The following is a 25,311-nucleotide window of genomic DNA, read 5'->3' on the forward strand; positions in this document are numbered from 1 at the left end:
CCGCTGGGCTCAGGCGTCCTCGCCCAGCTCCGCCCGCAGCCGGGCCAGCAGGTCCGACCGGGTCCCGGCGCCCAGCCGCTGGCGCATCCGCGAGACGTGGTGCTCGACGGTCTTCGCCGAGATGAACAGCGCCAGCCCGATCTCCCGGTGGGTCCGCCCCGCCACCACCAGCCGGGCCACCTCCCGCTCCCGCTCGCTGAGCGCGCCGGAGGCGGCCGCCGGACCGGCGTCGTGCCCCGCTTCGGCCGCGCCGTCGGGGGTCCCGGTGCCGACGAGCGTCCGCGCGCAGGCGAGCAGGCCCGCGCGGGACCGCGGGTCGCGGGCCCGGGCCGCGGCCTGCCCGGCCAGCAGCGAGCCGTCCCAGCCCAGCCCCACCTCGGCCAGCGCCTCCGCGACGGCCAGGACCGCCGGCGGGTCGACCTCGTCGGTGAGCACCCGCAGCCAGGTCCGCCCGGCCTCGGCCAGCGTGGCCGCGTAGGGGCTGGTGCGCGCCGCGGCCACCAGGGCGGCGGCGTGCGGGCGCAGGGCGCCCGGGTCGTCGGTGATGATCGCCGCCTGCGCGCCGCTCCAGTGCAGCGGCGCCGCCCACAGCTGCGGGTCGCCCAGCCGGCGCAGCAGCGCCTGCGCCTCGGCCAGGTGCGAGCGCAGCCGGTCACCGTCGCGCAGCCGCGCCGCGGCCACGACCAGCTCGCCCAGCGGCAGCAGCGTGAACAGGTCCACCGGGTACCGGACGACGGCCTCGCGCGCCCGCACCCACGCCCGGACCAGCCCCGGGACGTCGCTGCTGCGGCGGGCCAGCCCCACCTCCAGCGCCTGCCGGTACACCTCGTCGCGCGGCTCGAGGTGCCCGCCCGCGGCGTCCTGCGCCTCGGTGACCAGCTCCCGGGCGCGGCCGCCGCGGCCGGCCAGCATGGCGATCCAGGCGAGCAGCAGCAGGTGCCGCGGACGGGCCGGCACCCCGCCCAGGTCGGTGGCGACCGCCCGCTGCAGCACCGACTCGGCCACCGCGAGCTCGCCGCAGTGCAGCGCGACGAGCGCGGCCAGCGCCGAGGGGGTGTCGGGCAGCAGCGCGGTGCGGCCCACCGGTTCCAGCAGCGCCGCGGCGCGGGTCAGCGTGGACAGCGCGGCGGCGATCCCGTCGGCGGCCTCGGCCCCCGAGCGCAGTGAGCAGGTCACCCCCTCCGCCACGAGCTCCTCGCTCACCGGCAGCACCGTCGTCCCGCGCGGGCGGTGCTCCGCCAGGACCGCGGCGGCCTCCTCCCGTGCCCCGGTGGCCAGCAGCGCCAGCGCCGCCGCCCCGGCGCGGTCCGGGCCGGCCAGCCGGTACATCTCCGCGGCCTCGACCAGCAGCCCGCGCCGGGTCAGCACCGCCGCGACCACCCCGGCCGCGCGCGGGCGGTCCCCGGCCCGGGGGTCGGCGAGGGCGGCGTCGGCCTCCCGCAGCGCCCCGTCGAGGTCGCCGGTCAGCGCGGCGGCCTGCGCCCGGCGGGCGGCCAGGCCGGACACCGGGGCTCCGCAGTCGGCGGCCGCGCCGAGCAGCTCGGCGGCCAGCGCCGGGTCGGCGGTGAGCGCCGCGTCGGCCTGCCGCTCCAGCAGCTCCGCCGCCCGGCGGTCGCGCACCCGCTCGGCGGCCAGCGCGCGGGCCAGGCCCACCGGTTCCTCGCCCCGCCCGACCAGCACGCCGAGCAGCAGCCGCCGGGTTCGGCGGGTGACGTCGGCGGGCGTGGTGGCCAGCACGACCTGGCGGACCAGCGGCACCACCTGGCCGCCGGCCAGCAGGTACCCGGTGGCGCGGCCCGCCGCGATCAGGTCGGCGACCCGCGGCTCGGGCACGGCGAGCAGCTCGGCGAGCACCTCGTCGTCCAGGGGGGCGCCGGTCGCGACGGCGTGCAGCAGGGCGTGGGTCGGCTCGTCGAGGGCGTCGAGGTCGGCGTGCAGCCGCGCCAGCACCTCCTCCGGGACCGGGGGGAGGCCCGGCAGCACGGCCCGCCCGGGACCCCGGCCGCCCCGGCCGCCGCGCGGTGCGAGGGCCGCCAGCAGGTCGTGGACCAGCGACGGCAGCCCGCCGGTGCCGGCCCGCACCGCGTCGGCCAGGCCCGGCGTCGCGGCCGACCCCAGGTGGTCCTGCGCCCAGCCGGCCACGGTGGCGCGGTCGGCGTGGCCGAGCACCACCGGGTGCCGGTCGGCCGCCAGCTCGCCGAGCAGCCCGGTCAGGGCGGCGGGACGCGGCCAGGGCCGGGCGGCGAGGACCACCCGGCCGGCGGGGGGCAGCAGCGCCCGGCGCACCCGCTCGGCGAGCTCCGCGGTCATCCGGTGGGCGTCGTCCACGACGAGGACGCACCCGTCGGGGGCCTGGGCCGGGTCGGTGGTGCGCCCGTCGAGGACCGTCCGCCCGACCCGCCGGTGGGCGGCGGCGAGCTCCGCGAGCAGGCGGGTCTTGCCGGTGCCGCCGGGCCCCTGCACCACGACGGCGCGCGCGCCGTGCTCCGCGGCGAGGTCGTGGTGCGGGCCGGCCGGGCGGGCCGCGGGCGCGCCGGCGACGGCGGCCAGGGCACTCCCCCCGACGGCGGTGCCGCGCAGGAGGGTGCCGCCGAGCGTCCCGGCCGCGGTCACGGGGTCACCGGCGCGGACGCGTCGGCGGTGGTGTCCGTGCCGTCGGCAGCCGGCTGCCCCGGCTCCGGCGCCGGGGTCCCGGTCGGGTCCGGCCCGGCGTCGGTGGGCGTCGCCGGGCCGGGGGTCTCCTCGTCCGTGGGGGCGGGGGTCCCGGAGGGCCCCGGGCCGCCCGACGCGTCCGGCGGCTCCTGCGTGGGGGTCGGGGCGGGGCCGGAGGGCGGTGAGGGGTCCTGCGGCGGCGTCGTGCCCGGGGCACCTCCGGTCGCGGTGCCCGGCGCCGGGGCCCGGGGCGGGGTGCCGGCCGTGGCCGACGGCGTCCCGGCGGGGGTGCCGGCCGTCCCCGTCACCGTCGTCGTCCCCGCGGTCGTCCGGCCGGCGGCGGTCCCGGGAGGCGTCCCGGTCGGGGCGCCGCCGGTCGTGGTGGGCGCGCTGCCCGTCTCCCCGCTGCCCGTCTCCCCGCTGCCCGTCTCACCGCTGCCCGTCCCGCCGGTGTCCGCCGGCCGCGCGGTCGCGGGCCTCCCGCCGTCCGCGGTGGCCGGCGGCGCGCTGTCGGCTCCCGGCGGCGGGGCGTCCCCGGCCGCGTCCACCGGCTGTCCCTGGGCCACCGGGACGCCCTCCCCGGCCGGCGTCGCGGTGCCCACGGAGCCGAGCAGGCCGAGGACCACGGGCGGCAGCACCAGCAGCGCGAGCAGCAGGCCGGCCACCGCCAGCGAGCGGCCGGCGCGGCGCCGCGGGGTGCCCCCGGCCGTCTGCCGTCGTGCGGGCCGCGGCGCGGGCACGTGCCGGCCGGTGTCCGGCGGGCCGGTCGGGGGCACGGTGGCGTCCGCGGGCTCGCCGGCGTCGGCGAGGGCGGCCGCGGCCAGCCCGGCGGCACCCAGCGCGGCGCTGAGCCCGGGCTCGGGCTCGCGCGCCAGGGGCCGGCCGAGCTCGCCGGAGAGCACCTCGGCGACGACGGGCATCCGCGACGCGCCGCCCGCGAGCACGACGGCGTCCAGGTCCGCGGCGGCGAGGCCCGCGGCCGCGACCGCGGCCGACAGCCGGCCGGCCGAGTCCTCGACGGCGGCGGTGACGAGCTCGTCGAGCTCCTCGCGGGTCACCCGCACGGTCTCGGGGACGCCGCCGGCCCGCGGGTCGACCCGGACCCCGACGGCGGTCCGCTCGGACAGCTCCTCCTTGGCGGCCGTGCAGACGCCGCGCAGCGCCGGGCCGGCCCGCTCGTCCGGCGGTGCCTCCAGGCAGCGGCGGACGAGGCCGAGCAGGGCGTCGTCGACGTCGCGGCCGCCCCAGGCCACCGGCTCCGGGGGTTCGGCCAGGTGCCGCAGCACCGGCGAGGCGGTGTCGTCGGGGTCGGGGCCGACGACGGCGAGGTCGAGGGTGCTCGCCCCGAGGTCGTAGACGGCGACGGTCGGCCGGGCCGGCAGGGCGCCGGTGGCCACGTGCCGGGCCGCGGCGGCGACCGCGGTGGAGACCAGCGTGAAGCGCGGCACGCCGGCCTCCTGCAGCGCGCGGGCCAGCGCCCCCCGGCGGTGCCCGGCCCACGACGGCGGGACGGTGACCACCGTCCACGCGTCGGGCCGGCCCTCCCGCCGCTCGGCGGTGGCGCGCACCTGCTGCACCACCGCGGCGGCCACCGCGGCGGCGGGGACCGCGCGCGCCCCGAGCCGCACCGGCGTCGCCGCACCGACGCGCGCCAGGACGTGCACCGGCCGGCTGGGGAGGTCGTCGCCGAGTCGGACGCCGTCGTCGTCGACCGCCAGGGCGGCGGGGGCCGTGCCCGCGCGGCCGAGGGGCAGCGGCTCGGCCGCCGCCGACCCCGCGCCGCAGACCGCCGCGGCCACCGTGCGGTCGCCGATGTCGATGCCCAGCCCGTACTCGCCGTCGCGCACAGGTGCCCCCCGTCGTGCCCGGCCGCCGACCCGTCCGCTGAACCGGTGCGTCCGCGGACCGTATGTCCCGCACGCCCCACCTGTCTCGGGTCCGCCACGCGCCCCGCCCGCACCCGCCGGTGATCGGGGGGCGACACCCCGTGTCCCCTAACGCGCAGTCAGCACGCACCCCCAACGCGGCACCGGAGGAGGGGAGCAGGTCCCGATGACCGGGACGGCGGGGGCGGGCTGGACTGCCGTTGCCTGCCGGCCCACGGCGGACGGCGCACACCCACGGGAGGACCTGTCATGACGGACCTGGCCAGCTCGCTGATCGAGTACATCCTCGACCTGCTGCGCGACCCCGAGGCCGCCGAGGCGTACGCCGCCGACCCGGCCGGCGCGCTCGCCGCCGCGGGGGTCGACGCCACGCCGGCGGAGGTCGACGACCTCATGCCGATGGTGGCCGGGTCCGCGCCGGTGAGCTGGAGCGGCTCGGCTGACGGCGGTTACGGCCACCCGCACGCTCTGCACCACGGCGGCGGCCGCTGCGACGACGACGAGCCCGGCGGCGGGCACGCCCAGCCCGCCGTGCCCGCCCACCACGACCACCACCACGGCGGGGCCGGCCACCACGGCGGCGACCACCACGGCGGACCCGCCCCCGCCCCCGTCCCGGCCGCCGGCAGCGAGACGGTGGTGATCACGCACCTGTACGACGTCTCCTACAGCAACACCGACGTGGACGTGGAGATCGACGCCTCGCACAGCATCTGGGTCAGCGGCGACGCGACCGCGATCTGGGGCGACGACAACGTCGTGCTCGACGGCGCCGGCGTGATCGCCGGCGACGACGTCGAGGACGTCACCGTCGACGCCGGCACGGACAACTCGGTGCACGTCGACCTCGAGGACGTCGGCAACGACCACTCCGTCCACACGGTCGAGGACTCGTTCAACCCGGTCGTCCGGGACAACACCGTCACCGTCGGCGACGACAGCCCGGTCATCGAGGACTCCGTGGGCGTCGAGACCGGTGACGGCAGCGTCGTCGGCGGCGACCAGGTGGGCAGTCACAACGAGGGGGACACCACCGTCGCCGACCGCGGCGGCCGGGTCGGGGACACCACCACGGACGCCTCCGACCACTCGGTGGACGAGTCGGTGACGGGCTCCTTCAACGACAACGACCTGTCCGACGACGACGGCGTCGACGACTCGGGCAACGACTCGTTCAACGACAACGACCTGTCCCAGGACAACTCCGTCGACGAGTCGGTCAACGACTCCTTCGACGACAACGACCTGTCCCAGGACAACTCCGTCGACGAGTCGGTCAACGACTCCTTCGACGACAACGACCTCTCCGACGACGACGTCCTCGACGTCGACGACACCCTCGTGGCGGTCGACGGCGGCTGGGGCGAGGCGCCGCACTGACCGACCGCCTCCCGGCCCGGCCCGGCGTCCCGGCGGACGCCCGGCCGGGCCCCGGCCTGTCCCCGGTCCGTCCCCGGCCGGGGAGTGGTAGGCACGTCCGGACCGAGGAGGTGGCGGTGGTCACACCGGAGCAGCTCGTGGACCGGGCCCTCGCGCTGGCCGAGGAGGGCGGGCGCGCCGACCTGCACCGCCGGCTCACCCTGGCGCGCCGGCGCTCCGCGTCCCCCGGCGTGCGGGTCCTGGTCGTCGGCGAGCCCGGGCAGGGCAAGAGCTCGCTGGTCAACGCCCTGGTGGGCGTGCCGGTCTGCCCTGTCTCCGACGACGTGGTGTCCGCCGTCCCCACCGTGGTGCGCGCCGGCGACGCGCCCCGGGCCGCGCTGGTGCGGACGGTGGCTCCCGGCCCGGCCGGCGGTGGAGACGAGGAGGCCACCGAGCGCGTGCCCGTGCCGGTCGAGACGGTCGCCGCCCGAGTCGCCGGCCCGGGCGCCGAGGGGGTCGTGCGGGCCGAGGTGGAGCTGCCGCGGAAGCTCCTCGAGCGCGGGCTGGAGCTCGTCGACACCGCCGGGGTGGGCGGGCTCGGGGTGGCGCACTCGCTGGCCACCGTCGACCTGCTGCCCACCGCCGACGCCGTGCTGCTCGTCTCCGACGCCAGCCAGGAGTTCACCGCGCCGGAGATGGCGGTCCTCGAGCACGCCGCGGCGCTGTGCCCGACGGTCGTCTGCGTCCTGACCAAGACCGACGCCTGTCCCGACTGGCGGCAGGTCGCCGACCTCGACCGCGCCCACCTCGACCGGCGCGGCCACGACGTCCCGCTGTTCGCCGTCTCCTCCACCCTGGCCCTGCTCGCGGTGCAGCACCGCGACCGCGAGCTGCACGAGGAGTCGGGCATCGGCGCCCTCGTCGCCCACCTCCGCGAGCAGGTGGCCGGCCGCGCCGCCGCCCTGGCCCGCCGCTCGCTGGTGCACGACCTCACCGCCGTCACCGGGCACCTGGCGCTGGCCACCCGCAGCGAGCTGCGCACCCTGGAGGACCCGGCGTCCCGGGAGGCGCTCCTCGACGAGCTGGAGCAGGCGCGGGCCGCCGTCGACGACCAGCGCCGCCGCTCCTCGCGCTGGCAGCAGGTGCTCGCCGACGGCGTGACCGACCTGGTGGCCGACATCGACCACGACCTGCGCGACCGCTCCCGGGTGGTGCTCCGCGAGGCCGAGGAGGTCATCGCCGCCCGCGACCCGGGGCCGGCCTGGCCGGAGGTCACCGCGTGGCTCGACCAGCGCGTCGCGGCCGCGGTGGCCGACAGCTACGTGTGGGCCGAGCAGCGCTCGCAGTGGCTGGCCGAGCGGGTGGTCGAGCAGTTCGCCCGGGACGGCGGCGTCGCCGTCCCGGACCTGCGGGTCGGCGCCGCGGCCGACGCGCTCGCCGCCCTCGTCGAGGTCCCCGGCATCGACGACGGCGACCTGACCCTGCGCGAGCGCGTGCTCGTCGGGCTGCGCGGCTCCTACACCGGCGTGCTCATGACCGGCCTGGTCACCAGCCTCGCCGGACTGGCCATCATCAACCCGTTCTCGCTGGCCGCCGGCGTGCTGCTCGGCCGCAAGGCCTACAACGACGACGCGCGGCAGCGCCGGCAGCGGCGGGAGTCCGAGGCGCGCACCGTCGTCCGCCGACACCTGGACGAGGTGGTCTTCCAGGTGGGCAAGCACCTCAAGGACCGGCTGCGCGTGGTGCAGCGCACGCTGCGGGACCTGATCACCGACGCCACCGACGAGGCGGCCCGCTCGCTGGCCGACGCCGTGCGGGCGGCGCAGCGCTCGACCAAGGAGGCCACCGCCGAGCAGGACGCCCGCACCCGGGTGCTGCGCGCCCGCTTCGACCGGATCGAGCGGCTCGCCGCCGACGTCCGCCGGCTGGAGCCCGCTCCCGCCGCCGTGCCCTCCTCGGTGCCCGCCCCGGTGGCCGCCCCGTGACCGACCCCGGGGGACCGGCGGCCGACGACGTCCGGGAGCTGTTGGACGACGCACTGGCCCGCTGGGCGGACGTGCCCCCGGCGGTGCGGCGGCTGGCCGCCGCGCGCCGCCGGCTCGACGAGCCGCTGCGCGTGGCGATCGTCGGGCGGGTCAAGGCGGGCAAGTCCACGCTGCTCAACGCCCTCGTCGGCGCCCGGGTGGCACCCACGGACGCCGGCGAGTGCACGCGGGTGGTGACCGAGTACCGCTACGGCGCCACGCCGCGCGTGGTGCTCACCGGCACCGACGGCGCGACGCGGGACCTGCCGGTGCGCCGGGACGGCGGGGGGCTGGTGCTCGACCTGGCCGGGACCCCGCCGGAGGAGGTGGCGCGGCTCGTCGTCGACTGGCCGTCGGCCGACCTGCTGGCCGCCACGCTGGTCGACACCCCCGGCACCGGGTCGCTGTCGGCCGGCACCAGCGACCGGACGCACGCCTTCCTCGGCGACGACGGGGGCCCGGCCGGCGCGGACGCCGTCGTGCACCTCACCCGTCAGCCGCAGCCCGACGACCTGGCCGTGCTCCGCGCGTTCCAGGAGGCCACCGGCGCCACCGGCACGCTGACCTCGACCGTCACCGTCCTGTCGCGGGCCGACGAGGTGGGCGCCGGGCGGCCCGACGCCCTGCGCGCCGCCGCGGAGGCCGCCCGCCGGATGTCGGCCGACCCGCAGCTGCAGGCGGTCAGCTCGGCGGTCGTGCCGGTGGCCGGGAAGGTGGCGCTGGCCGGTCGCACGCTGCGGCAGGGCGACTTCCTCGCGCTGCGCAGCCTGGCCACCGCCGACCCGGCCGCGGTGACCGGCCTGCTGCTCAGCGCCGACCGGTTCTGCCGGCCCGACGCGCCGGTGCCCCTCCCGCCGGAGGACCGGGTGGCGCTGCTCGACCGGCTGGGCCTGTTCGGGGTGCGGCTGTCGGTGGCCCTGGTGCGGGCCGGCGTGCAGGACGCGGTCGCGCTGGCCGACGAGCTGCTGCGCCGCAGCGGTCTGGTCGAGCTCCAGCGGCTGCTCGCCGTCCAGTTCACCGCCCGCGGCGGGCCGGTGCGGACGGCGGCGGCCCTGCGGCTCCTGGAGGGCGTGCTGGCCGAGCACCCGGTGCCCGGCGCCGGCACCGTGCGGGCCGGGGTCGAGCGCATCCGGCTGGCGGCCGACGACCTCCCCGAGCTCGCCCTGCTGGCGCGCACCCGGTCGTCGTCCGGGCCGCTGCCGCCGGCGCTGCGGGCGGAGGGGGAGCGGCTGCTCGGCGCGGCCGGCACCGGCCCCGCGGCGCGGCTCGGGCTGCCCGCGGACACCCCGGTCGCGTCGCTGCGCGGGGCGGCCCGGCAGGCGCTCCGGCGCTGGCAGGAGGTGGCCGCCGACCCGCTCGCCGACCGCGCGGCCACCGACGCCGCCGACGTCGTCGTCCGCTCCTGCGAGGGGGTGCTGGCCGTCCTCGACGGGGACCCCGACGGGGCGTCAGGGGGCGCGGTACCAGGCCCGGGCGGGCCGCAGGAACAGCGGGACGGGCGCCAGCAGGAGGCAACCGGCCGCCACCACCAGCGCGACGCGGTCGAGGTCGGCGTCGCCCGCGGCGGTGCCCTGCGCGACGTCGAGGGCGAGCAGGGTCGGTAGCAGGACCGCCAGCAGCAGCCACCGCGCCCACGACCGCCGGCGCACCGCGAGGGCCGCGGCCCCGGCGGTGAGCGCGACCCCGACCGCGACGGCGCCGGCCACCAGGGCGACCGTGACGTCGACGGCGTCGGCGACGTCCGCGGCCGTCGCCGCCGGGTCCTGCGCCGTGGCGGTCGCGGTCAGCCGCGCGTCGAGGGCCGCCCGGTCCAGCAGCGCGGCCAGCAGGCCCAGCACGGCCGCCAGGACGCCCGCCGAGCAGAGCAGCGCCGCGGCGCGGACGGCGCGCGGCCGGGCCGGCACCGGCGGCGGGCCGGGCGGCGCGACGTCGCTGGTGACCGGGGGCCGCGGCGGGGCGGTGCGCGGCGGGGCGCCCGCCGTCGGCCGGCGGGGCAGCGGCCGCTCCCCCGTGGCCGGCCCAGCCGCCGGGGGCGCCTCCGCCGTCCCGCCGCCGCGCGCTCCGTCCACGGTGTCTCCCTCCCCGCCGGGTCAGCGGAGGGTGGCACCGCGCCCGTCCGGCCCGGCCGCGGCCCGCCCGGTGGACCCGGCGGCGCGCCCGCGAGCCGCTCGTGTCGGCACGGCCGGCAGCGTGCCGCTCGCGGTCAGTGACCGGTGAACCGCGGCGTGCGCTTGGCGAGGAACGCCTCGACGGCCTCGCTGTGGTCGGCGGTCCGCCCGAGCTCGTTCTGCAGCCGCGCCTCCAGGGCCAGGGTGTCCTCGAGGCCGTCGGTGGCCGCGGTGGCCAGCACGGTCTTCACCGCGCGGTAGGCGGCGGTCGGGCCCGTGGCCAGCCGCTCGGCCAGGGCGCGGGCCTCGCCGGCCACCTCCGCGGCGTCGACCACCCGGTGCACCAGGCCCCACTGCAGCGCGGTCTCGGCCGGGAAGGGGTCGGGCAGCAGGAGCAGCTCGGTGGCCCGCGCGACGCCCACGCTGTGCACCAGCCGGGCGGCCAGCGCCGAGTCGCTGGACAGGCCGATGCCGGTGAACGCGGTGGTGAACTTCGCGCCGGCCGCGGCCACCCGCAGGTCGCCGGCGAGGGCCAGCCCGAGGCCGGCGCCGGCGCACGCGCCGTTGATCCCCACGACCACCGGCACGGGCAGCGCCGACAGCGCCAGGACCAGCGGGTTGTACTCGCCCTCCACCACCGACAGGGAGTGCTCGGCGTCCCCGCGCAGCGACTCGACGTGCTCGGCGAGGTCCTGGCCGACGCAGAAGGCGCGGCCGGTGCCGGTGAGCAGCACGGCGCGCACCGACCCGTCGTCGGCCACCCCGCGCACCACCTCGAGCAGCTCGCGCCGCATCGCGCTGGTCAGCCCCGCCCTGAGGAGCGTGATGGTCGCGACGCCGCCGGCGTCCTCGCGCGTCACCGAACCGGGCATCGTCGCCCCTCCTGGTCCCTCGTCGTCGTCCGTCGTCCGGTGCCGTCCTACCGCACCGCAGCGCGTCCCACCGGACGGTGGGACGTCGGGTGGGACGCGCTGGGATCAGGTCACCTGATCATCGCCGCCCTCCTCCCGGCCGGTGGGCGTGGGGCTCGGGGGGTCGTGAGTAAGGTGTGCCTGCCCTCAGTCCGGAGACGGGGGTCACCGCTCCCGACAGAGGGGTCAGCCATGGGCCAGGCGTTCCTCGCCAGCTACCTCATCGGCCTCCGCGAGGGGCTGGAGGCCACGCTGGTGGTCAGCATCCTGGTCGCCTACCTGGTCAAGTCCGGCCGGCGCCGCCAGCTGCTGCCGCTGTGGGCCGGCGTGGTCGCCGCCGTCGCGCTGTCGGTGCTCGGGGGCGCACTGCTCACCTGGACCGGGACCACGCTGCTGGCCGACTACCGCTCCCGCGAGCTGTTCGAGGCGGTCACCTCGGTGCTCGCCGTCGCGCTCGTGACCTGGATGGTCTTCTGGATGCGCCGGACCGCCCGGGGGCTCAGGGGCGAGCTCACCGGGCAGCTCGAGCACGCGCTGGGCACGGGCGCGCTCGCCGTCGCCGGCGTCGCCTTCCTCTCCGTGGTCCGCGAGGGCCTGGAGACGACGCTGCTCTTCTACGCCGCCGCCCAGGGCGCCACGACGACGGCGACCCCGCTGGTGGCCATCTCCGCCGGCCTGCTCACCGCCGTCGTCCTCGGCGCCGCCCTGTACGCGGGCGCGGTGCGGATCGACCTGGGCCGGTTCTTCACCGTCAGCGGCGTGCTGCTGGTGCTCGTCGCCGCGGGGATCCTCAAGTACGGCGTGCACGACTTCCAGGAGGCCGGCGTGCTGCCCGGCCTCGACGTCCTGGCCTTCGACGTCTCGGGCGTGCTCGACCCGAACAGCTGGTACGGCGCGGCCCTCGCGGGGATGGTCAACGTCACCGCGGCGCCCACCGTGCTGGAGACCGTCGCCTGGGCCGCCTACCTGCTGCCGGTCCTCGTCGCCTTCCTCTGGCCGGCCCGCCGGCCCACCCCCGCCGCGGCCGACCGCGCCGTGTCCCCCTCGCCCTCGGAGACCCCTGAGCATGTCCGTGCGTGACCGCCGCCTGCCCCTCCTCACCGCCGCCCTGCTGGCCGCGCTGACCACCGCGGCCTGCGGCGGCGGCGGTGGGGACGGCGGCACCGCCGCGGCCGCCGGCGAGCAGGCCGCCGACACGGTCCCCGTCGCGGCCACCGACGACGCCTGCGACGTCGCCAGCGCGGAGCTCCCCGCCGGCACGCACAGCTTCGCGGTGACCAACTCCGGCAGCCAGGTCACCGAGTTCTACGTCTACGCCGACGGCGACCGGGTGATGGGCGAGGTGGAGAACATCGCCCCGGGGCTGACCCGCGAGCTGCTCGTCGAGCTGCCCGCCGGCAGCTACGAGACCGCCTGCAAGCCCGGCATGGTCGGCGACGGCATCCGAGCCGGCCTGACCGTCACCGGCGAGGCCGCGACCCTGTCGGAGGACGAGACCCTCGCCCGGGCGAGCGCGGACTACCAGCGTTACGTGCAGAGCCAGACCGGCGCGCTGCTGGAGCAGACGACCGCCTTCACCGACGCGGTCGAGGCCGGCGACGTCGAGGGCGCCAAGGCGCTCTACCCCGTCGCCCGCACCTACTGGGAGCGGATCGAGCCGGTGGCCGAGGTCTTCGGCGACCTCGACCCGCTCATCGACGGCCGCGAGGGCGACCAGGCCGAGGGCGAGGACTTCACCGGGTTCCACCGCATCGAGCAGGCGCTGTGGGTCGGCGGCACCACCGAGGGGATGGCCCCCTACGCCGACCGCCTGCTGGCGGACGTGCAGGAGGTCGTCGACCTCGCCGACGGCACGACGCTCGAGCCGCTGCAGCTGGCCAACGGCGCCAAGGCCCTGCTCGACGAGATCGCCACCGGCAAGATCACCGGCGAGGAGGACCGCTACTCGCACACCGACCTGTGGGACTTCGCCGCCAACCTCGAGGGCTCCGAGGCCGCCGTCCAGGCGCTGCGCCCCTACCTCGAGGAGGCCGACCCCGAGCTGGTCGCCGAGATCGACGAGCGGTTCGCCGCCACCGAGGCCGAGCTGGAGCAGTACCGCACCGACGGCGGCTGGACGCCGCACGACCAGCTCACCGAGGACCAGCTGCGCGGCCTGTCGGACAGCGTCACCGCGCTGTCGGAGTCGGTCAGCCGGGTCGCGGCGGTCGTCGCCGACCGCTGAGGAGCACCGTGACCGGACCGGACGACGGCCGGCGGGGCGGGCTGTCCCGCCGCCGGCTGCTGGGCGCGCTCGGCGTCGGCACGGCCGGCGTGCTCGCCGGGGGCGCGGCCGGTGGCGCCCTCGGCCGGGCCACCGCCGACGACGCCGCGGGCGCCCCCGCGCCGTCCCCGACCGACGCGGTGCCCTTCCACGGCGCCCACCAGGCCGGGATCGTCACCCCCGCCCAGGACCGGCTGCACTTCGTCGCCCTCGACGTCACCACCGACAGCCGCGACGAGCTCGTCCAGCTGCTCCGCGACTGGACCGCCGCCGCCCGCCGGATGACCGCCGGGCAGGACGCCGGCGAGGTCGGCGCCGTGGCGGGGGAGCGGTACGCGCCGCCCGACGACACCGGGGAGGCGATCGGCCTGCCGCCGTCCGGGCTGACGATCACCGTGGGCTTCGGGCCGACGCTGTTCACCACCGCCGACGGCGTCGACCGCTTCGGCCTGGCCGCCCGCCGGCCCGCGCCGCTGGTGGAGCTGCCCGCCTTCCCCGGCGACCAGCTCGACCCGGCGATCAGCGGCGGCGACCTGTGCCTGCAGGCCTGCGCCAACGACCCGCAGGTCGCCGTGCACGCGGTGCGCAACCTGGTGCGCATCGGCGCCGGCGTGGTCAGCGTGCGCTGGTCGCAGCTGGGCTTCGGCCGGACGTCGTCGACCAGCACTGGCCAGGACACCCCGCGCAACCTGTTCGGGTTCAAGGACGGCACCGCCAACCTCAAGGCGGAGAACGGCAGCGCGCTCGACCGGTTCGTCTGGGTCGGCGACGACGTCGAGGGGACGGCCGCCGAGTGGCTGCGCGGCGGGTCCTACCTGGTCACCCGGCGGATCAGGATGCTGGTCGAGCCGTGGGACAGCTCCTCGCTCGACGAGCAGCAGCGCACCATCGGCCGCACCAAGGGCAGCGGGGCGCCGCTGGGCCAGCGGGCGGAGTTCGACCCGGTGGACTTCACGACGCAGGTCGACGGCGAGTTCGCGGTGCCCGAGACCAGCCACGTCTTCCTCGCCCACCCGACCAACTCCGGGACGGCGATCCTGCGGCGCGGCTACAGCTTCGTCGACGGCTCCGACGGCCTCGGCCGGCTCGACGCGGGGCTGTTCTTCATCGCCTTCCAGCGCGATCCGGCCACCGGGTTCGTGCAGGTGCAGCGCAACCTGCGGCTCGACGCGATGAACGAGTACGTCCGGCACACGTCGTCGGCGGTGTTCGCCTGCCCGCCGGGCGTGCGCGACGCGGACGACTGGTGGGGCCGCGCCCTGTTCGGCTGAGGCCGCGCCCCGCCCGTCCACCGGGTCGTTGCGCAGCTGTGACGCGTGGGACGTACCTGTTCGGGTGGGGCTGCTGGGATGATGTGTGTCCTGGGACGGCCCGGGCATCTCCTGGCCAGGGGAGCGGCGCCGGACCGGCAGGAACGGCGCCGAGCCGAGGGGCCGGCAGGGAATGGAGAGCTCCCGTGGTGGAACCGGGTCGCCGCATGCTCGGTGACCGCTACGAGCTCTCCGGCCTCATCGCCTCCGGTGGCATGGGCCAGGTCTGGCGGGCCACCGACCTGCTGCTGCACCGCCCGGTCGCGGTCAAGGTGCTGCGCAGCGAGTACACCGGCGACCCCACCTTCCTCGCCCGCTTCCGCGCCGAGGCCCAGCACGCCGCGGCGCTGAGCCACCCCAACATCGCCACCGTCTACGACTACGGCGAGACCGAGGCCGCCGACACCGGCGAGCAGCTGGCCTACCTGGTGATGGAGCTGGTCGAGGGGCCGCCGCTGTCGACGCTGCTGCGGCAGGAGGGGGCGCTGGACGCCGGCACCACGCTGTCGGTGCTCGGGCAGACCGCTGCCGCGCTCGCCGAGGCCCACCGCGCCGGCCTCGTGCACCGCGACGTCAAGCCCGGCAACATCCTGGTGCGGCCCGACGGCAGCGTGAAGATCACCGACTTCGGCATCGCCTGGTCGGCCGGCAGCGTGCCGCTCACCCAGACCGGGCAGGTCATCGGCACGCCGCAGTACCTCTCGCCGGAGCAGGCCGAGGGTCACCTGGCCACGCCGGCCAGCGACGTCTACGCGCTGGGCCTGGTCGGCTACGAGTGCCTGACCGGCCACCCCGCCTTCGACGGCGACAACGCGATCACCATCGCGCTCAAGCAGCTGCGCTCCGACCCCGAGCCGCTGCCGGACACGCTGCCCGGCGGCGTCCGCACGCTCATCCGGCGCGCGCTGGCCAAGGACCCGGCCGCCCGGATGCCCGACGGCGCGGCCTTCGTGGCCGCGGTCGCGGACGCCCGCGCCGGTCGGCTGCCCGCCGACCCCCCTCCCCCGCCGGCCGCCCCGGTCCCGGTGGCCGCCGTGCCCACCGCCGTGCCCACCGCCGCACCCGCCGCCGCACCGGACGTCGACCCCGGGCCGGCCACCCAGGCGACGCCCGCCCCGACCGGGGGAGCCCGGCACGGCGGCCCCCCGCCGCCGCGGCGCCGGGCCGCGGCGGTGCTCGTGCCGCTGATCGCGCTGCTCCTCGGTGCCGGCCTGGCCGGTGTCGTCTTCACCGCGGTGTCCGACGGCGCCACGCCGCCGCCGGTCGTCGCGGCCCAGACCCGCGACGGCGAGGACGGTCTGGTCCTGGTGGCCGGCGACTACGTCGGCCGCCCGGTCGACGACGTCGCCACCCAGCTGTCCGCGCTGGGCCTCGGCGTCGAGCGGCACCAGCAGGTCACCGGCTCCGCCGTCCCCGGGCTGGTGGTCGCGCTCTCCCCCACCGGCGTGACGCTCGAGCCCGACGACGACGTCGTCGTCACCTACGCGGTCGCGCCGCCGAGCCGGGACACGGGCACCTGGGAGCGGGAGGACCGCGGCGAGGTCTCCCCGGTGACCGGTGACAGCGCCCCGGCCCCCGACGCCCAGCCGCTGCCGGCCGCGCCCGAGACCACGGCGGTGACGCCCACGCCGGAGGTCCCGGTGACGTCGTCGGCCACGCCGACCGGCACCCCGACCCCCTCGCCGTCCCCGGACCCGACGGCCACCGGCACGCCGGTCGAGACGACCACCCCCGAGGCGCCGACGACGACGGCCGGCCCGACCTCGGCCACCCCGTCGGCGCCCTGGGGCCGGCCGGGGTCCCCGAGTCCCACCCCGGCAGCGGGGTCCTCCGCTCCCTGACCGGTGCGCGTGGGCAACCGGTGCGCCGCGTGCCGTGGTAGGGGAAGGTGGGAGACCGCCGCCGAGGGGAGGGGGAGCCCGTGCGTCCGGTGCGCCGCGTCCTGGCCGACCGCTACGAGCTGACCGACCTCATCGCGACCGGCGGCATGGGGCAGGTCTGGCGCGCGCGGGACACCCGGCTGGGCCGCGAGGTCGCCGTCAAGGTGCTGCGCAGCGAGTACACCGGCGACGAGACCTTCCGCACCCGCTTCCGCACGGAGGCCCAGCTCACCGGGCGGCTGCAGCACCGCAACATCGCCGCGCTGCACGACTACGGCGAGGTGCTCAGCGACGACGGCGAGCTGTGCGCGTTCCTGGTGATGGAGCTGGTCGACGGCGAGCCGCTGTCGGCGCTGCTGGCCCGGGAGCCGCGGCTGGCGCCGGAGCGGGTGCTCGACGTCGTGGGGCAGACCGCGGCCGCGCTGGCCGCCGCGCACGCCGCCGGGGTGGTGCACCGCGACGTCAAGCCGGGCAACGTGCTGCTCGGCCGCGACGGCAGCGTGAAGATCACCGACTTCGGCATCGCCTGGTCGGCCGCCAGCGCGCCGCTGACCCGCACCGGCCAGGTGGTCGGCACCGCCAGCTACCTCTCACCCGAGCAGGCGGGGGGCGGCAAGGCCGGGCCGGCCAGCGACGTCTACGCGCTCGGCATGGTGGCCTGGGAGTGCCTGGCCGGCCGGCGCGCCTTCGACGGCGAGCACCCGGTGCAGGTGGCGCTGCGCCAGCTCCGCGACGAGCCCGACCCCCTCCCGGCCGACGTGCCCGACCCGGTGCGCACGCTGGTGGCGCGGGCCCTGGTCAAGGACCCCGCGGCCCGCTTCCCCGACGGCGCCGCCCTCCACGACGCGGTCGAGGCCGTGCGGGCGGGCCGCGAGCTGCCGCCCGCCCCGGCCCCCGCCACCACGCCGCTGCCGGTCACCCGGCCGGTGCCCGCGGACGCGCCGGTCCCGGCCGGGGCGGACACCCGCTCCCCGGTGGGCGGCGCCGCCCCCCACCCGCGGCGCGGCGGCCGGCTGCTGGCCGGCGCGGCGACGCTGGTGGCCGGCGCCGCGATCGGGGTGGGCGTGCTGCAGGTCGCCGGGCCGGGGGCCGACGTCCCGGCCACCGTCGCCGAGGCCGAGCCGACGGCGGTCGAGGTGCGCTGGGCCGACCTGGTGGGCCGCTCCGCCGACGACGTCGAGACCGAGCTGGTCGCGGCGGGGCTGCGGGTGCAGCGGACCACGGAGGCGACGGCGGACGTGGCCGCGGGCACGGTGACGGCGGTCGGACCGGTCGGGCGGCTCGCGCCGGCGGAGGTGGTCACGCTGACCGTCGCCGCGGCGCCCGCGACACCGACCCCGGATCCGGCCGAGCCGACCGTGCTGCCCCAGGCGTCGGAGCCGGCCCCGCAGACCTCGGCGGAGCCGCCCGCGCCACCCGCCTCCTCCGCCCCGGCTCCCGGGACGACGTGGGGCCCCGGCGGACCGGGCAACGGCAACGCCGGCGGGCAGGGGAACGGCAACGGGCAGGGCAACGGCAACGGCAACGCCGGCGGGAACGGCAACGGGCGGGGCCGCGCCGGCTGACCGGCGCCCGCGGGGCGGCCCCGGGGATCAGCGACGGCGGCCGGGTACCAGCCACTGGGCGAGGCCCAGCGCCGCGAGCGCGGCGGTGAGCAGGAAGCCGCGGTCGGTGTCGGCGTCGGGCAGCGCGACCAGCAGCCAGAAGACGCCCAGGCCGGCCAGGCCGCCGAGCGCCGCCCGCTCCGCCGTCGCGGCGCCGCCGGGCAGCCGCAGCCGGGACACGAACGGCAGCGCGCCGGCGAGCACGGCGAGCGTCGCGAACGCCGACCACAGCGGGGTCTCCGCCCACAGCCGGTCGCCGCCCCAGCGCAGCGCCAGGCCGAGCTCCAACAGCACCAGGGCGAGGGCGACGAGGCCGGCGCCGGTGAGCAGGGCACGGTCCTGCGGCGTGCGCGTCCGGGGGGTCCGGGCCCGCTTCGCCGCGGGGGTCGCGGGCCGCGCCGGGGCGTCGTGCGGGCCGGAGGTGCCGTGGGGGGCGTGCGGTGCGGCGGGGCCGGCCTCGGCCGGGGCGGGGTGCGGCACCGGCGCGGGGCCGAAGAAGGCGTCGAGCGGGCCGGTGGGCTGCAGCCCGCTGCCGTAGGGCGCGGGGTCCTCGACGCGGGGCTGCACGGCGGTGCTGCCGGCACCCGGCGCGGGCGGCGGCAGCGGGGGAGCGGCGTGCGCCGCGGCGTCGGGCACGGGGGCCGGGTGCTGCTCGGCCGCGCCGGCCGCCGTCGCCCCGGGCGGGACGAGGGGGATCTCCTGGGTGCGCGGGCCGGCCGGGGGCGTGGCGGTCACGGTCGTTCCTCTCCGTCGGACGGGTGGGGCCCTCGGGGAGCCGGTCTCTGCCCGCCACGCTAGCGGCGCCCCCCGGCCGGGCCCGGGAGGTCCGCGGCGGGTCCGGAGACGGATCCGTCCGTCCTGTCCGGCTCGGTCCGTCCTGCCCGGGTCCGCCGGTCCTCCTAGGGTCGGGCGGGTGGGTACGCGCGCGGGGATCGTCGTCACCGGCACCGAGGTGCTGACCGGCCGGGTCGCCGACCGCAACGGCCCCTGGCTGGCCGAGCAGCTGCGGCAGGCCGGCGTCGACGTCGGCTCGGTGCTGGTCGTCGGCGACCGCCCGGAGGACGTGCGGGGTGCGCTGGCCTGGTTCGCCTCCTCCGGCGTCGACCTGGTGCTCACCACCGGCGGGCTCGGGCCCACCGCCGACGACCTCACCGCGGCGGTCGTCGGTGAGGTGCAGGGCCGGCCGCTCGCCGTCGACCCGGAGCTGGAGCAGCGGGTGGCCGCCGTGGTGGAGCGGCTCATGGCCCGCCGCGGCTGGCGGGCCGACCCGGAGGCGACGGCGGCCGGCGTCCGCAAGCAGGCGATGGTGCCGGCGGGGGCCACGGTGCTCGAGCCGGTGGGGACGGCGCCCGGCCTGGTGGTCCCGCCCGCCGACGGGCGCGGCGGGCCGGTGGTCGTCGTCCTGCCCGGGCCGCCGTCGGAGCTGCAGGGCATGTGGCCGGCGGCGCTGGCGGCCGCGCCGGTGCGCGAGGTGCTCGCCGGGGCCACCGAGCTCCGGCAGGAGACGATCCGGCTGTGGGGGACGCTGGAGGCGCAGCTGGCCGCCAGCCTGCGCGGGCTCGAGCCGGGTCTGGACGGGCTGGAGATCACCACCTGCCTGCGCGAGGGCGAGCTGGAGATCGTCACCCGCTTCGCGCCCGAGGCCCAGCCCGCCTACGACCGGCTGGCCGCCGCCCTCGCCGAGGAGTACGCCGCCACGCTGTTCTCCACCGGGCCGACGCTCGACGAGCTGGTGGCCGGCGCGCTGTCCGACCAGGGGCTGACCATCGCCACCGCCGAGTCGTGCACCGGCGGGCTGCTGGTGGCCCGGCTGATCGAGCGCGCCGGGTCCTCGGCCTGGGTACTCGGCGGGATCACCTCCTACGCCAACTCGGCCAAGGAGCAGCTCGTCGGCGTGCCGGGGGAGGTGCTGGCCGAGTTCGGCGCGGTCAGCCCGCAGGTCGCGCTGGCGCTGGCGGAGGGGGCGCGGGCGCGGTTCGGCGCCGACGTGGGCGTCGGCATCACCGGCATCGCCGGGCCGGGCGGTGGCACGCCGGACAAGCCGGTCGGCACCGTGCACCTGTGCGTCCTCGGGCCCGGCGGCACGCAGGCGCGGTCGGTGCGCTTCCCCGGCTCGCGGACGGCGGTGCGCGAGCGGTCCGTCGTCCTGGCGCTGCACCTGCTGCGCCAGCTGCTGCTCGGCGGGCCGCCGGCGTGAGCACCGTGACGCTGCACGCCAGCGGGCCGCTGGTGCCGGCCGAGACGTGGGAGCGCTACGCCGAGCCCGCGCGGTGGCCGACGTGGGCGCCGCAGATCACCGGCGTGCAGGTGCCGGTGCCCCGCCTGGCGGCCGGGGTGGAGGGGCGCGTGCGCGGGCCGCTCGGGGTGCGGCTGCCGTTCGTCGTCGAGTCGGTGGACGAGGCGGCGCGGCGCTGGGCGTGGACGGTGTCGGCCGGCCCGGTGCGGCTGCACCTCGTGCACTGGGTCTCCGACGGTCCGGACGGCGGCAGCACGACCGGGCTGCGGATCACCGGCCCGCTCCCGGTCGTCGTCGCCTACGCCCCGCTGGCGCAGCTCGCGATCAGTCGCCTGGTCCGCCCGCTCGACCGAGCCCCGTGACTCGCGTGTCAAGGCGCTGTCGGAACCTGTGGACGAGCCGCTGACCTGCGGGTTCACCGCGCGGAAGCCGAATCACTCGGCTAGGCTTCGTACATGTGTTCGGATGACTGGTCGACCGGTGACGTGCTGGAGGACGTCGCCGCGCTGGTCGCCGAGCGCAACCGGATCGACGCCGCGCTGGCCCGCCGGGTGCGGGCCGCCGAGCTGTCCCAGGCGCCCGAGCGCGACGGGCTCAAGAGCATGCGCTCGTGGCTGGCCGGGCACTGCCGGCTCTCGGCCGCGGCGGCCGCCCGCGTCGTGGGCAACGGGCGGGTGCTGGCGCACCTGCCGGCGCTGGCCGAGGCGCACGACGCCGGCCTGGTGTCGGCCGAGCAGGTCGCCGTGGCGGCCGCGGCGCTGACACCGGAGCGCCTGGCCGCGGCCGCCGAGCAGGGCGTGGTGCTGGGCGAGGTCGACGCGGTGCTCACCGGCCTGGCCGTCGAGCATGCGCACGCCGACTTCGTCGCTGCCGTGCGGCACTACCTGGCCCGGCTCGATCCCGACGGGCCGGAGCCCGACCCGACCGAGGGGCGGCGGCTGACGCTGGCCAAGCACGCCGACGGCACGCTCAGCGGCCGCTTCGAGCTCGACGCGGTGGGCGGGGAGAAGCTGCAGGCGGCACTGGAGTCGTTCGTGCAGGCTGACCGGCCGGCCGGGGACGAGCGCAGCCGCGCGCAGCGGCTCGGCGATGCGCTGGTGCAGCTGTGCGACACCACCCTCGCCGTTGGCTCGCTGCCGGTGCTGGGCACCGTCAAGCCGCACGTGGCCGTCGTCATCGACCTCGACGACCTCGCCGGCACCGCCACCGGCCCGGAGGCCGCCCGGATGGGCTTCGGCGCCGTCGTCTCCGCCGCGAGAGCCCGCTGGCTGGCCTGCGACAGCACCGTCAGCCGCGTGGTGTTCGGCCCCGACGGGGCACCGCTGGACCTGGGCCGCGAACAGCGCCTGGCCAACCGGTGTGGCCCCTCCGCAGGGGCCCACCGCGAGCTTGCGAGTGGTGGGGGGCGGAGGGGTCCTTTCTCTGGTGCACTGGCTCGACGGCGGCGAGACCAACCTCGCCAACTCCGCCCTGCTGTGCGAACGGCACCACACCAAGGTCCACCACGGCTTCCGCGTCGAGCGACGACCCGACGGGCGGTGGCGCACCTGGCGCCCCGACGGCACCGAGATCGGCGTCCCACCACCGCTGCTGCAACCCGCCGCCTGACCCCCCGACCGGAGTCGCACCCTCCTCCCGTTCCACGTGGAACGGGAGGAGGGCAGGCGTGCGTGGTCGCCGGCGTGCGGGTCGGCCCGCTACCCGCGCTGACCGGTGCTGTCGGTCAGGGCGGTGTCCGCCGTCGTGCCGGCGTGCGACCGCTGTCCCGGTACGGCCGGGGGCTGGTCGCCCAGTGCGGAGCCGGCGGCGCGGTCGGCGACGGTGGAGCACAGGGCCAGCAGCGCGGCGGTGATCTCCTCGATGACGGGCACCATGTCCGGGTAGTCGGGGTGGAAGCTCTTCGGGATCGACGGGCGCTGCCGTCCCCACTCGATGGTGAAGCCCAGCACCCGGCGGTCGGTCCGGTCGGTGAAGTGGCGGGAGAACGCCCAGTCGTCGGAGGTGCCCGAGGTCGGGTAGAGCCCGACGGCGCTGCTCACCGAGTACTGCCGGCCGTGCGCGGCCCGGATGGCGTCGCGCATGACGCCCGACAGCGCGACGGCCTCGTCCAGGTCGGCGGCCGGCAGGTACTCCCGGTACTGGTGCGGGTCGCCGCCCGGGGTGGCGTCCGGGATGCCGCGCTTGCCGTCCCAGGCCGCGTTGGCGAACGTCATCGACGGGTCGGTCGTCTGGTCGTCGTCGTCGCCCCAGTTGTAGAGGATCATCTCGCCGAACGAGTGCACGTCGACGAAGTGGGTCACCGACGGGTACCGGTCGAGCAGCCAGGTGACGTTGGCGGTCTCCGGCTCGGAGGCGGCTCCCGGTCCGCGGTAGACCTCGTCGCACGGGTCGTCGGAGGTCGCCACGGGGGCCTGCGGGCTGAACGCCGTGGTGTGGTCCCACAGGAAGTCGTAGTTGCGGTTGAGGTCCACCCCCGGCCCCCGCCCGCCGCCGCCGGGGCAGCGCGGGTGACCGGGACCGGCCGGGCGGCGGTTCTTGCGCCACATCGGGTCGCGGGTCATGGAGTGGTGCCGGCCGTCCGGGTTGACCTGGGGGAGGACGACCACGTCCAGGGTGGTCACGATGCGCCGGACCTCCTCGGCGCTGGTGCTCGCCCCGCCCTGGGTGATGCCGGTGCCGGTGCGGTAGGCGTCGGTCAGCAGCCGCGCCAGGTTGACCAGGATGTCGGGGCTGCCCCACTCGCGGGCGTGCACCCCGCCGAGCAGGTAGACCCCCGCTCGCGCGGTGCGGGCCGCCCCGATGCGCAGGGCCGAGCAGGTGCGCCCCTCCCAGGTGCGGTGCGGCAGCGGGGTCAGCTCGGTGAACGCGGCGTTCTCCGGCCGCGCGGCCAGCGCGAGGGCCGTCTCCACCTCGGCGACGTTCAGGTAGCTCACGACCGGTCCTCCCTCGTCTGCGCGCTCCCCGTCTGCCCAGCTCCTGCCTGCATCGCCGCGGCCAGCTCGGCGGCGAACCTGTTGCCCTGGCCCACCTGCCCGAGGTCGGCGCGGGCGGCCTCGTCGACGTCCTCGTGCCGGTCGACCTGGTACCCCGCGCCGACCAGGCGATCGATGGCGGCCTCGTCGGCCAGGGCGTCGACCCGGGCCCGCTCGCCGTCCTCGTGCAGGGTCTGCGGGAGGACCCGCACGCCGTGGACCCGCACCAGGTCGGCCATGGCCTCCCGGCCGGCTCCGTGGGCGGTGATGTGGAAGACGGGCATGGGTACCTCCGCGCAGCGGGTGGGGACGCGGGACGGCGGTGCGCCGCCCGCCGGGTCCTGGGTGGGGTGCGCGGTCCCAGTACAGCGGGCCGCCGTCACCGCTGCGTCACGGCTGCCGCGCGGGCCGCAGGTCGTACGGTGCCCGCCGTGAGCGCGACGCACGAGGTCACCAACCAGGTCCCCCCGCTGGTCGGGCACGACCCGATCGCCGGTGACGCCGCGCTGCGCGAGGCGTGTCTGCGGTACGCGGACGAGGCCGCGCTCGCGTCACTGACCGAACTCGGCGCCCTCGCCGGCAGCGAGCAGGCGCGCGAGTGGGGCCGCCTGGCCGACGAGCACCGCCCCGTCCTGCGCACCCACGACCGCTACGGCCACCGCGTGGACGAGGTCGAGTTCCACCCCGCCTGGCACGAGCTGATGAGGGCGGCGTTCGCGCACGGGCTGGCCGGCGCGCCGTGGGCCGCCGCGGACGCCGGCGACCGGCACGCCCACGTCCGCCGCGCCGTCGGGTACCTCGGCTGGACGCAGGTCGAGGCCGGCCACGGCTGCCCGGTCACCATGACCTACGCCGCCGTCCCCGCGCTGCGGGCCGCCCCCGAGCTCGCCGCCCGGTACGGGCCCGGCCTCACCGGGACCGGCTACGCCCCCGGCCTCACCGACCCCGCCGCCAAGCCCGGCCTCGTCGCCGGCATGGGCATGACCGAGAAGCAGGGCGGCTCCGACGTCCGCAGCAACACCACCCGCGCGGTGGCCGGCACCGACGGCACCTACGCCCTCACCGGCCACAAGTGGTTCACCAGCGCGCCGATGAGCGACTTGTTCCTCGTCCTCGCCCAGCTCGACGAGGGCCTCTCCTGCTTCCTCGTCCCCCGGGTGCTCCCCGACGGCAGCCGCAACGTCTTCCGCCTCCAGCGCCTCAAGGACAAGCTCGGCGACCGCGCCAACGCCTCCGCCGAGGTCGAGTTCGACGGCACCACCGGCTGGCTCGTCGGCGACCCCGGCCGGGGTGTGCCGACGATCATCGAGATGGTCAACGCCACCCGCCTCGACTGCGTCGTCGGCTCGGCGGCCACCGTCCGCGCCGCGCTCACCCAGGCCCTGCACCACGCCCGCCACCGCCGGGCCTTCGGCGCTCCGCTCGCCGACCAGCCGCTGATGCAGCACGTCCTCGCCGACCTCGCCGTCGAGAGCGAGGCCGCCACCGCGCTGGCGGTCCGCCTCGCCGCGGCCGTCGACGCCGGGGAGACCGCGTTCCTGCGGCTGGCCGGCGCCGCGGCCAAGTTCCTCGTCTGCAAGCGGACGCCGACCGCCGTCGCCGAGGCGCTCGAGGTGCTCGGCGGCAACGGCTACGTCGAGGAGTCGGGCCTGCCGCGGCTGTACCGTCAGGCGCCGCTCAACTCGATCTGGGAGGGCTCGGGCAACGTCATCGCCCTCGACGTGCTCCGCGCCCTCGGCCGCACCAGCGAGTCGCTGGCCGCCGTGACCGCCGAGATCGAGCTCGCCCGCGGTGCCGACCGGCGCTTCGACGCCGCCGTGCAGCGCCTCGCCGCCGAGCTCGGCGACCCCGCGCCGCTGCCGGTGCGGGCCCGCCGGGTCGCCGGCCTGCTCGCCCTCTGCCTGCAGGGCTCGCTGCTCCTGCGGCACGCCCCGGCCGAGGTCGCCGACGCCTTCTGCGCCTCCCGCCTGGGCGGGGACTGGGGAACGGTCCTCGGCACGCTGCCGGCCGGCGTCCCCGCCGCCCGTCTCGTCGCGCGGTCCACGGTCACCGCTGTCTGATCCTCCGGCGCTCCACTACCCTCGGGTAGGCGTCGCGCACGGACCG

Annotated in this window: 18 protein-coding genes and 1 pseudogene; 13 read left to right on the forward strand and 6 right to left on the reverse strand. The window is 78.2% G+C overall.

From position 1 onward, the window contains the following. Positions 1-9: 9 nt before the first annotated feature. Entirely contained in the window at positions 10-2,613 is a 2,604-nt protein-coding gene (locus BLQ97_RS20450) for a helix-turn-helix transcriptional regulator (RefSeq protein WP_245692543.1), read from the reverse strand. Further along, entirely contained in the window at positions 2,610-4,499 is a 1,890-nt protein-coding gene (locus tag BLQ97_RS20455) for an Hsp70 family protein (protein ID WP_091368302.1), read from the reverse strand. The genes BLQ97_RS20450 and BLQ97_RS20455 overlap by 4 nt, the downstream gene beginning before the upstream one ends. Positions 4,500-4,787: 288 nt before the next feature. Here BLQ97_RS20455 and BLQ97_RS23500 point away from each other — a divergent pair, with 288 nt between their 5' ends. From BLQ97_RS23500 to BLQ97_RS20470, 3 genes are all read left to right on the forward strand, one after another. Further along, complete coding sequence (locus BLQ97_RS23500) at positions 4,788-5,918, forward strand: IniB N-terminal domain-containing protein (RefSeq protein ID WP_091368306.1); 1,131 nt, start codon at positions 4,788-4,790, stop codon at positions 5,916-5,918. 116 nt (positions 5,919-6,034) lie between these two features. After that, the gene (locus tag BLQ97_RS20465) at positions 6,035-7,882 is read left to right on the forward strand and encodes a dynamin family protein (RefSeq protein WP_091368309.1); all 1,848 of its coding nucleotides are present in this window, start codon (positions 6,035-6,037) and stop codon (positions 7,880-7,882) included. Beyond that, the gene (locus BLQ97_RS20470; RefSeq protein WP_091368312.1) at positions 7,879-9,525 is read left to right on the forward strand and encodes a dynamin family protein; all 1,647 of its coding nucleotides are present in this window, start codon (positions 7,879-7,881) and stop codon (positions 9,523-9,525) included. Before BLQ97_RS20465 ends, BLQ97_RS20470 begins: the two co-directional genes overlap by 4 nt. Positions 9,526-10,124: 599 nt before the next feature. On the opposite strand, the gene BLQ97_RS20480 is transcribed toward BLQ97_RS20470, so the two are convergent. Beyond that, positions 10,125-10,901, reverse strand: a complete 777-nt coding sequence (locus tag BLQ97_RS20480; protein ID WP_091368319.1) for an enoyl-CoA hydratase-related protein — start codon at positions 10,899-10,901, stop codon at positions 10,125-10,127. Positions 10,902-11,132: 231 nt separating this feature from the next. Here BLQ97_RS20480 and efeU point away from each other — a divergent pair, with 231 nt between their 5' ends. From efeU to BLQ97_RS20505, 5 genes are all read left to right on the forward strand, one after another. Beyond that, a complete protein-coding gene (gene efeU / locus BLQ97_RS20485; RefSeq protein ID WP_091368322.1) occupies positions 11,133-12,020 on the forward strand; it encodes an iron uptake transporter permease EfeU in 888 nt (295 codons plus the stop codon). Beyond that, positions 12,007-13,164, forward strand: a complete 1,158-nt coding sequence (gene efeO / locus BLQ97_RS20490; protein ID WP_091368324.1) for an iron uptake system protein EfeO — start codon at positions 12,007-12,009, stop codon at positions 13,162-13,164. The genes efeU and efeO overlap by 14 nt, the downstream gene beginning before the upstream one ends. Positions 13,165-13,172: 8 nt before the next feature. Beyond that, the gene (gene efeB / locus BLQ97_RS20495) at positions 13,173-14,474 is read left to right on the forward strand and encodes an iron uptake transporter deferrochelatase/peroxidase subunit (RefSeq protein WP_217637295.1); all 1,302 of its coding nucleotides are present in this window, start codon (positions 13,173-13,175) and stop codon (positions 14,472-14,474) included. A 185-nt stretch (positions 14,475-14,659) separates the two neighbouring features. Then, entirely contained in the window at positions 14,660-16,354 is a 1,695-nt protein-coding gene (locus BLQ97_RS20500; protein WP_091368326.1) for a serine/threonine-protein kinase, read from the forward strand. Between the two features lie 80 nt (positions 16,355-16,434). Next, positions 16,435-17,958 carry a protein kinase domain-containing protein gene (locus tag BLQ97_RS20505; protein ID WP_245692546.1) on the forward strand — a complete coding sequence of 508 codons (1,524 nt, stop codon included), beginning with the start codon at positions 16,435-16,437 and terminating at the stop codon, positions 17,956-17,958. Positions 17,959-17,985: 27 nt separating this feature from the next. Here the strand turns inward: BLQ97_RS20505 and BLQ97_RS20510 are convergent, their stop codons facing one another. Continuing rightward, positions 17,986-18,732 carry a hypothetical protein gene (locus tag BLQ97_RS20510; RefSeq protein WP_091368329.1) on the reverse strand — a complete coding sequence of 249 codons (747 nt, stop codon included), beginning with the start codon at positions 18,730-18,732 and terminating at the stop codon, positions 17,986-17,988. Between the two features lie 178 nt (positions 18,733-18,910). On the opposite strand from BLQ97_RS20510, the gene BLQ97_RS20515 reads away from it, so the two are divergent. The 4 genes and pseudogenes from BLQ97_RS20515 (at position 18,911) to BLQ97_RS24065 (ending at position 21,841) form a co-directional block, all read left to right on the forward strand. Next, complete coding sequence (locus tag BLQ97_RS20515; RefSeq protein WP_091368332.1) at positions 18,911-20,194, forward strand: competence/damage-inducible protein A; 1,284 nt, start codon at positions 18,911-18,913, stop codon at positions 20,192-20,194. Next, a complete protein-coding gene (locus tag BLQ97_RS20520; RefSeq protein ID WP_091368335.1) occupies positions 20,191-20,595 on the forward strand; it encodes an SRPBCC family protein in 405 nt (134 codons plus the stop codon). The genes BLQ97_RS20515 and BLQ97_RS20520 overlap by 4 nt, the downstream gene beginning before the upstream one ends. 93 nt (positions 20,596-20,688) lie before the next feature. Then, a pseudogene (locus BLQ97_RS20525) lies at positions 20,689-21,531 on the forward strand (DUF222 domain-containing protein); the annotation flags it as partial. A gap of 127 nt (positions 21,532-21,658) precedes the next feature. After that, positions 21,659-21,841 (forward strand): hypothetical protein, encoded by a 183-nt coding sequence (locus BLQ97_RS24065; protein WP_245692549.1) that lies wholly within the window; start codon positions 21,659-21,661, stop codon positions 21,839-21,841. 89 nt (positions 21,842-21,930) lie between these two features. Here BLQ97_RS24065 and BLQ97_RS20530 read toward each other — a convergent pair whose 3' ends face one another. Together BLQ97_RS20530 and BLQ97_RS20535 are read right to left on the reverse strand one after the other, a co-directional pair. Then, entirely contained in the window at positions 21,931-23,166 is a 1,236-nt protein-coding gene (locus BLQ97_RS20530) for a M14 family metallopeptidase (protein ID WP_091368339.1), read from the reverse strand. Next, positions 23,163-23,489: a hypothetical protein gene (locus tag BLQ97_RS20535; RefSeq protein WP_091368342.1), complete on the reverse strand. Its 327-nt coding sequence runs from the start codon at positions 23,487-23,489 to the stop codon at positions 23,163-23,165. The genes BLQ97_RS20530 and BLQ97_RS20535 overlap by 4 nt, the downstream gene beginning before the upstream one ends. Positions 23,490-23,636: 147 nt before the next feature. Here BLQ97_RS20535 and BLQ97_RS20540 point away from each other — a divergent pair, with 147 nt between their 5' ends. Further along, positions 23,637-25,265 (forward strand): acyl-CoA dehydrogenase family protein, encoded by a 1,629-nt coding sequence (locus BLQ97_RS20540; RefSeq protein WP_091368651.1) that lies wholly within the window; start codon positions 23,637-23,639, stop codon positions 25,263-25,265. The last annotated feature ends 46 nt before the right edge of the window (positions 25,266-25,311 follow it).

Origin of the sequence: Geodermatophilus telluris (assembly GCF_900102745.1) — a bacterium.
Lineage (GTDB): Bacteria > Actinomycetota > Actinomycetes > Mycobacteriales > Geodermatophilaceae > Geodermatophilus > Geodermatophilus telluris.

Coding starts and splice junctions, on each gene's coding strand:
- BLQ97_RS23500 (WP_091368306.1), top strand. CDS start 4,788: ATGACGGACCTGGCCAGCTCGCTGATCGAGTACATCCTCGACCTGCTG.
- BLQ97_RS20480 (WP_091368319.1), bottom strand. CDS start 10,901: ATGCCCGGTTCGGTGACGCGCGAGGACGCCGGCGGCGTCGCGACCATC.
- efeU (WP_091368322.1), top strand. CDS start 11,133: ATGGGCCAGGCGTTCCTCGCCAGCTACCTCATCGGCCTCCGCGAGGGG.
- efeO (WP_091368324.1), top strand. CDS start 12,007: ATGTCCGTGCGTGACCGCCGCCTGCCCCTCCTCACCGCCGCCCTGCTG.
- BLQ97_RS20535 (WP_091368342.1), bottom strand. CDS start 23,489: ATGCCCGTCTTCCACATCACCGCCCACGGAGCCGGCCGGGAGGCCATG.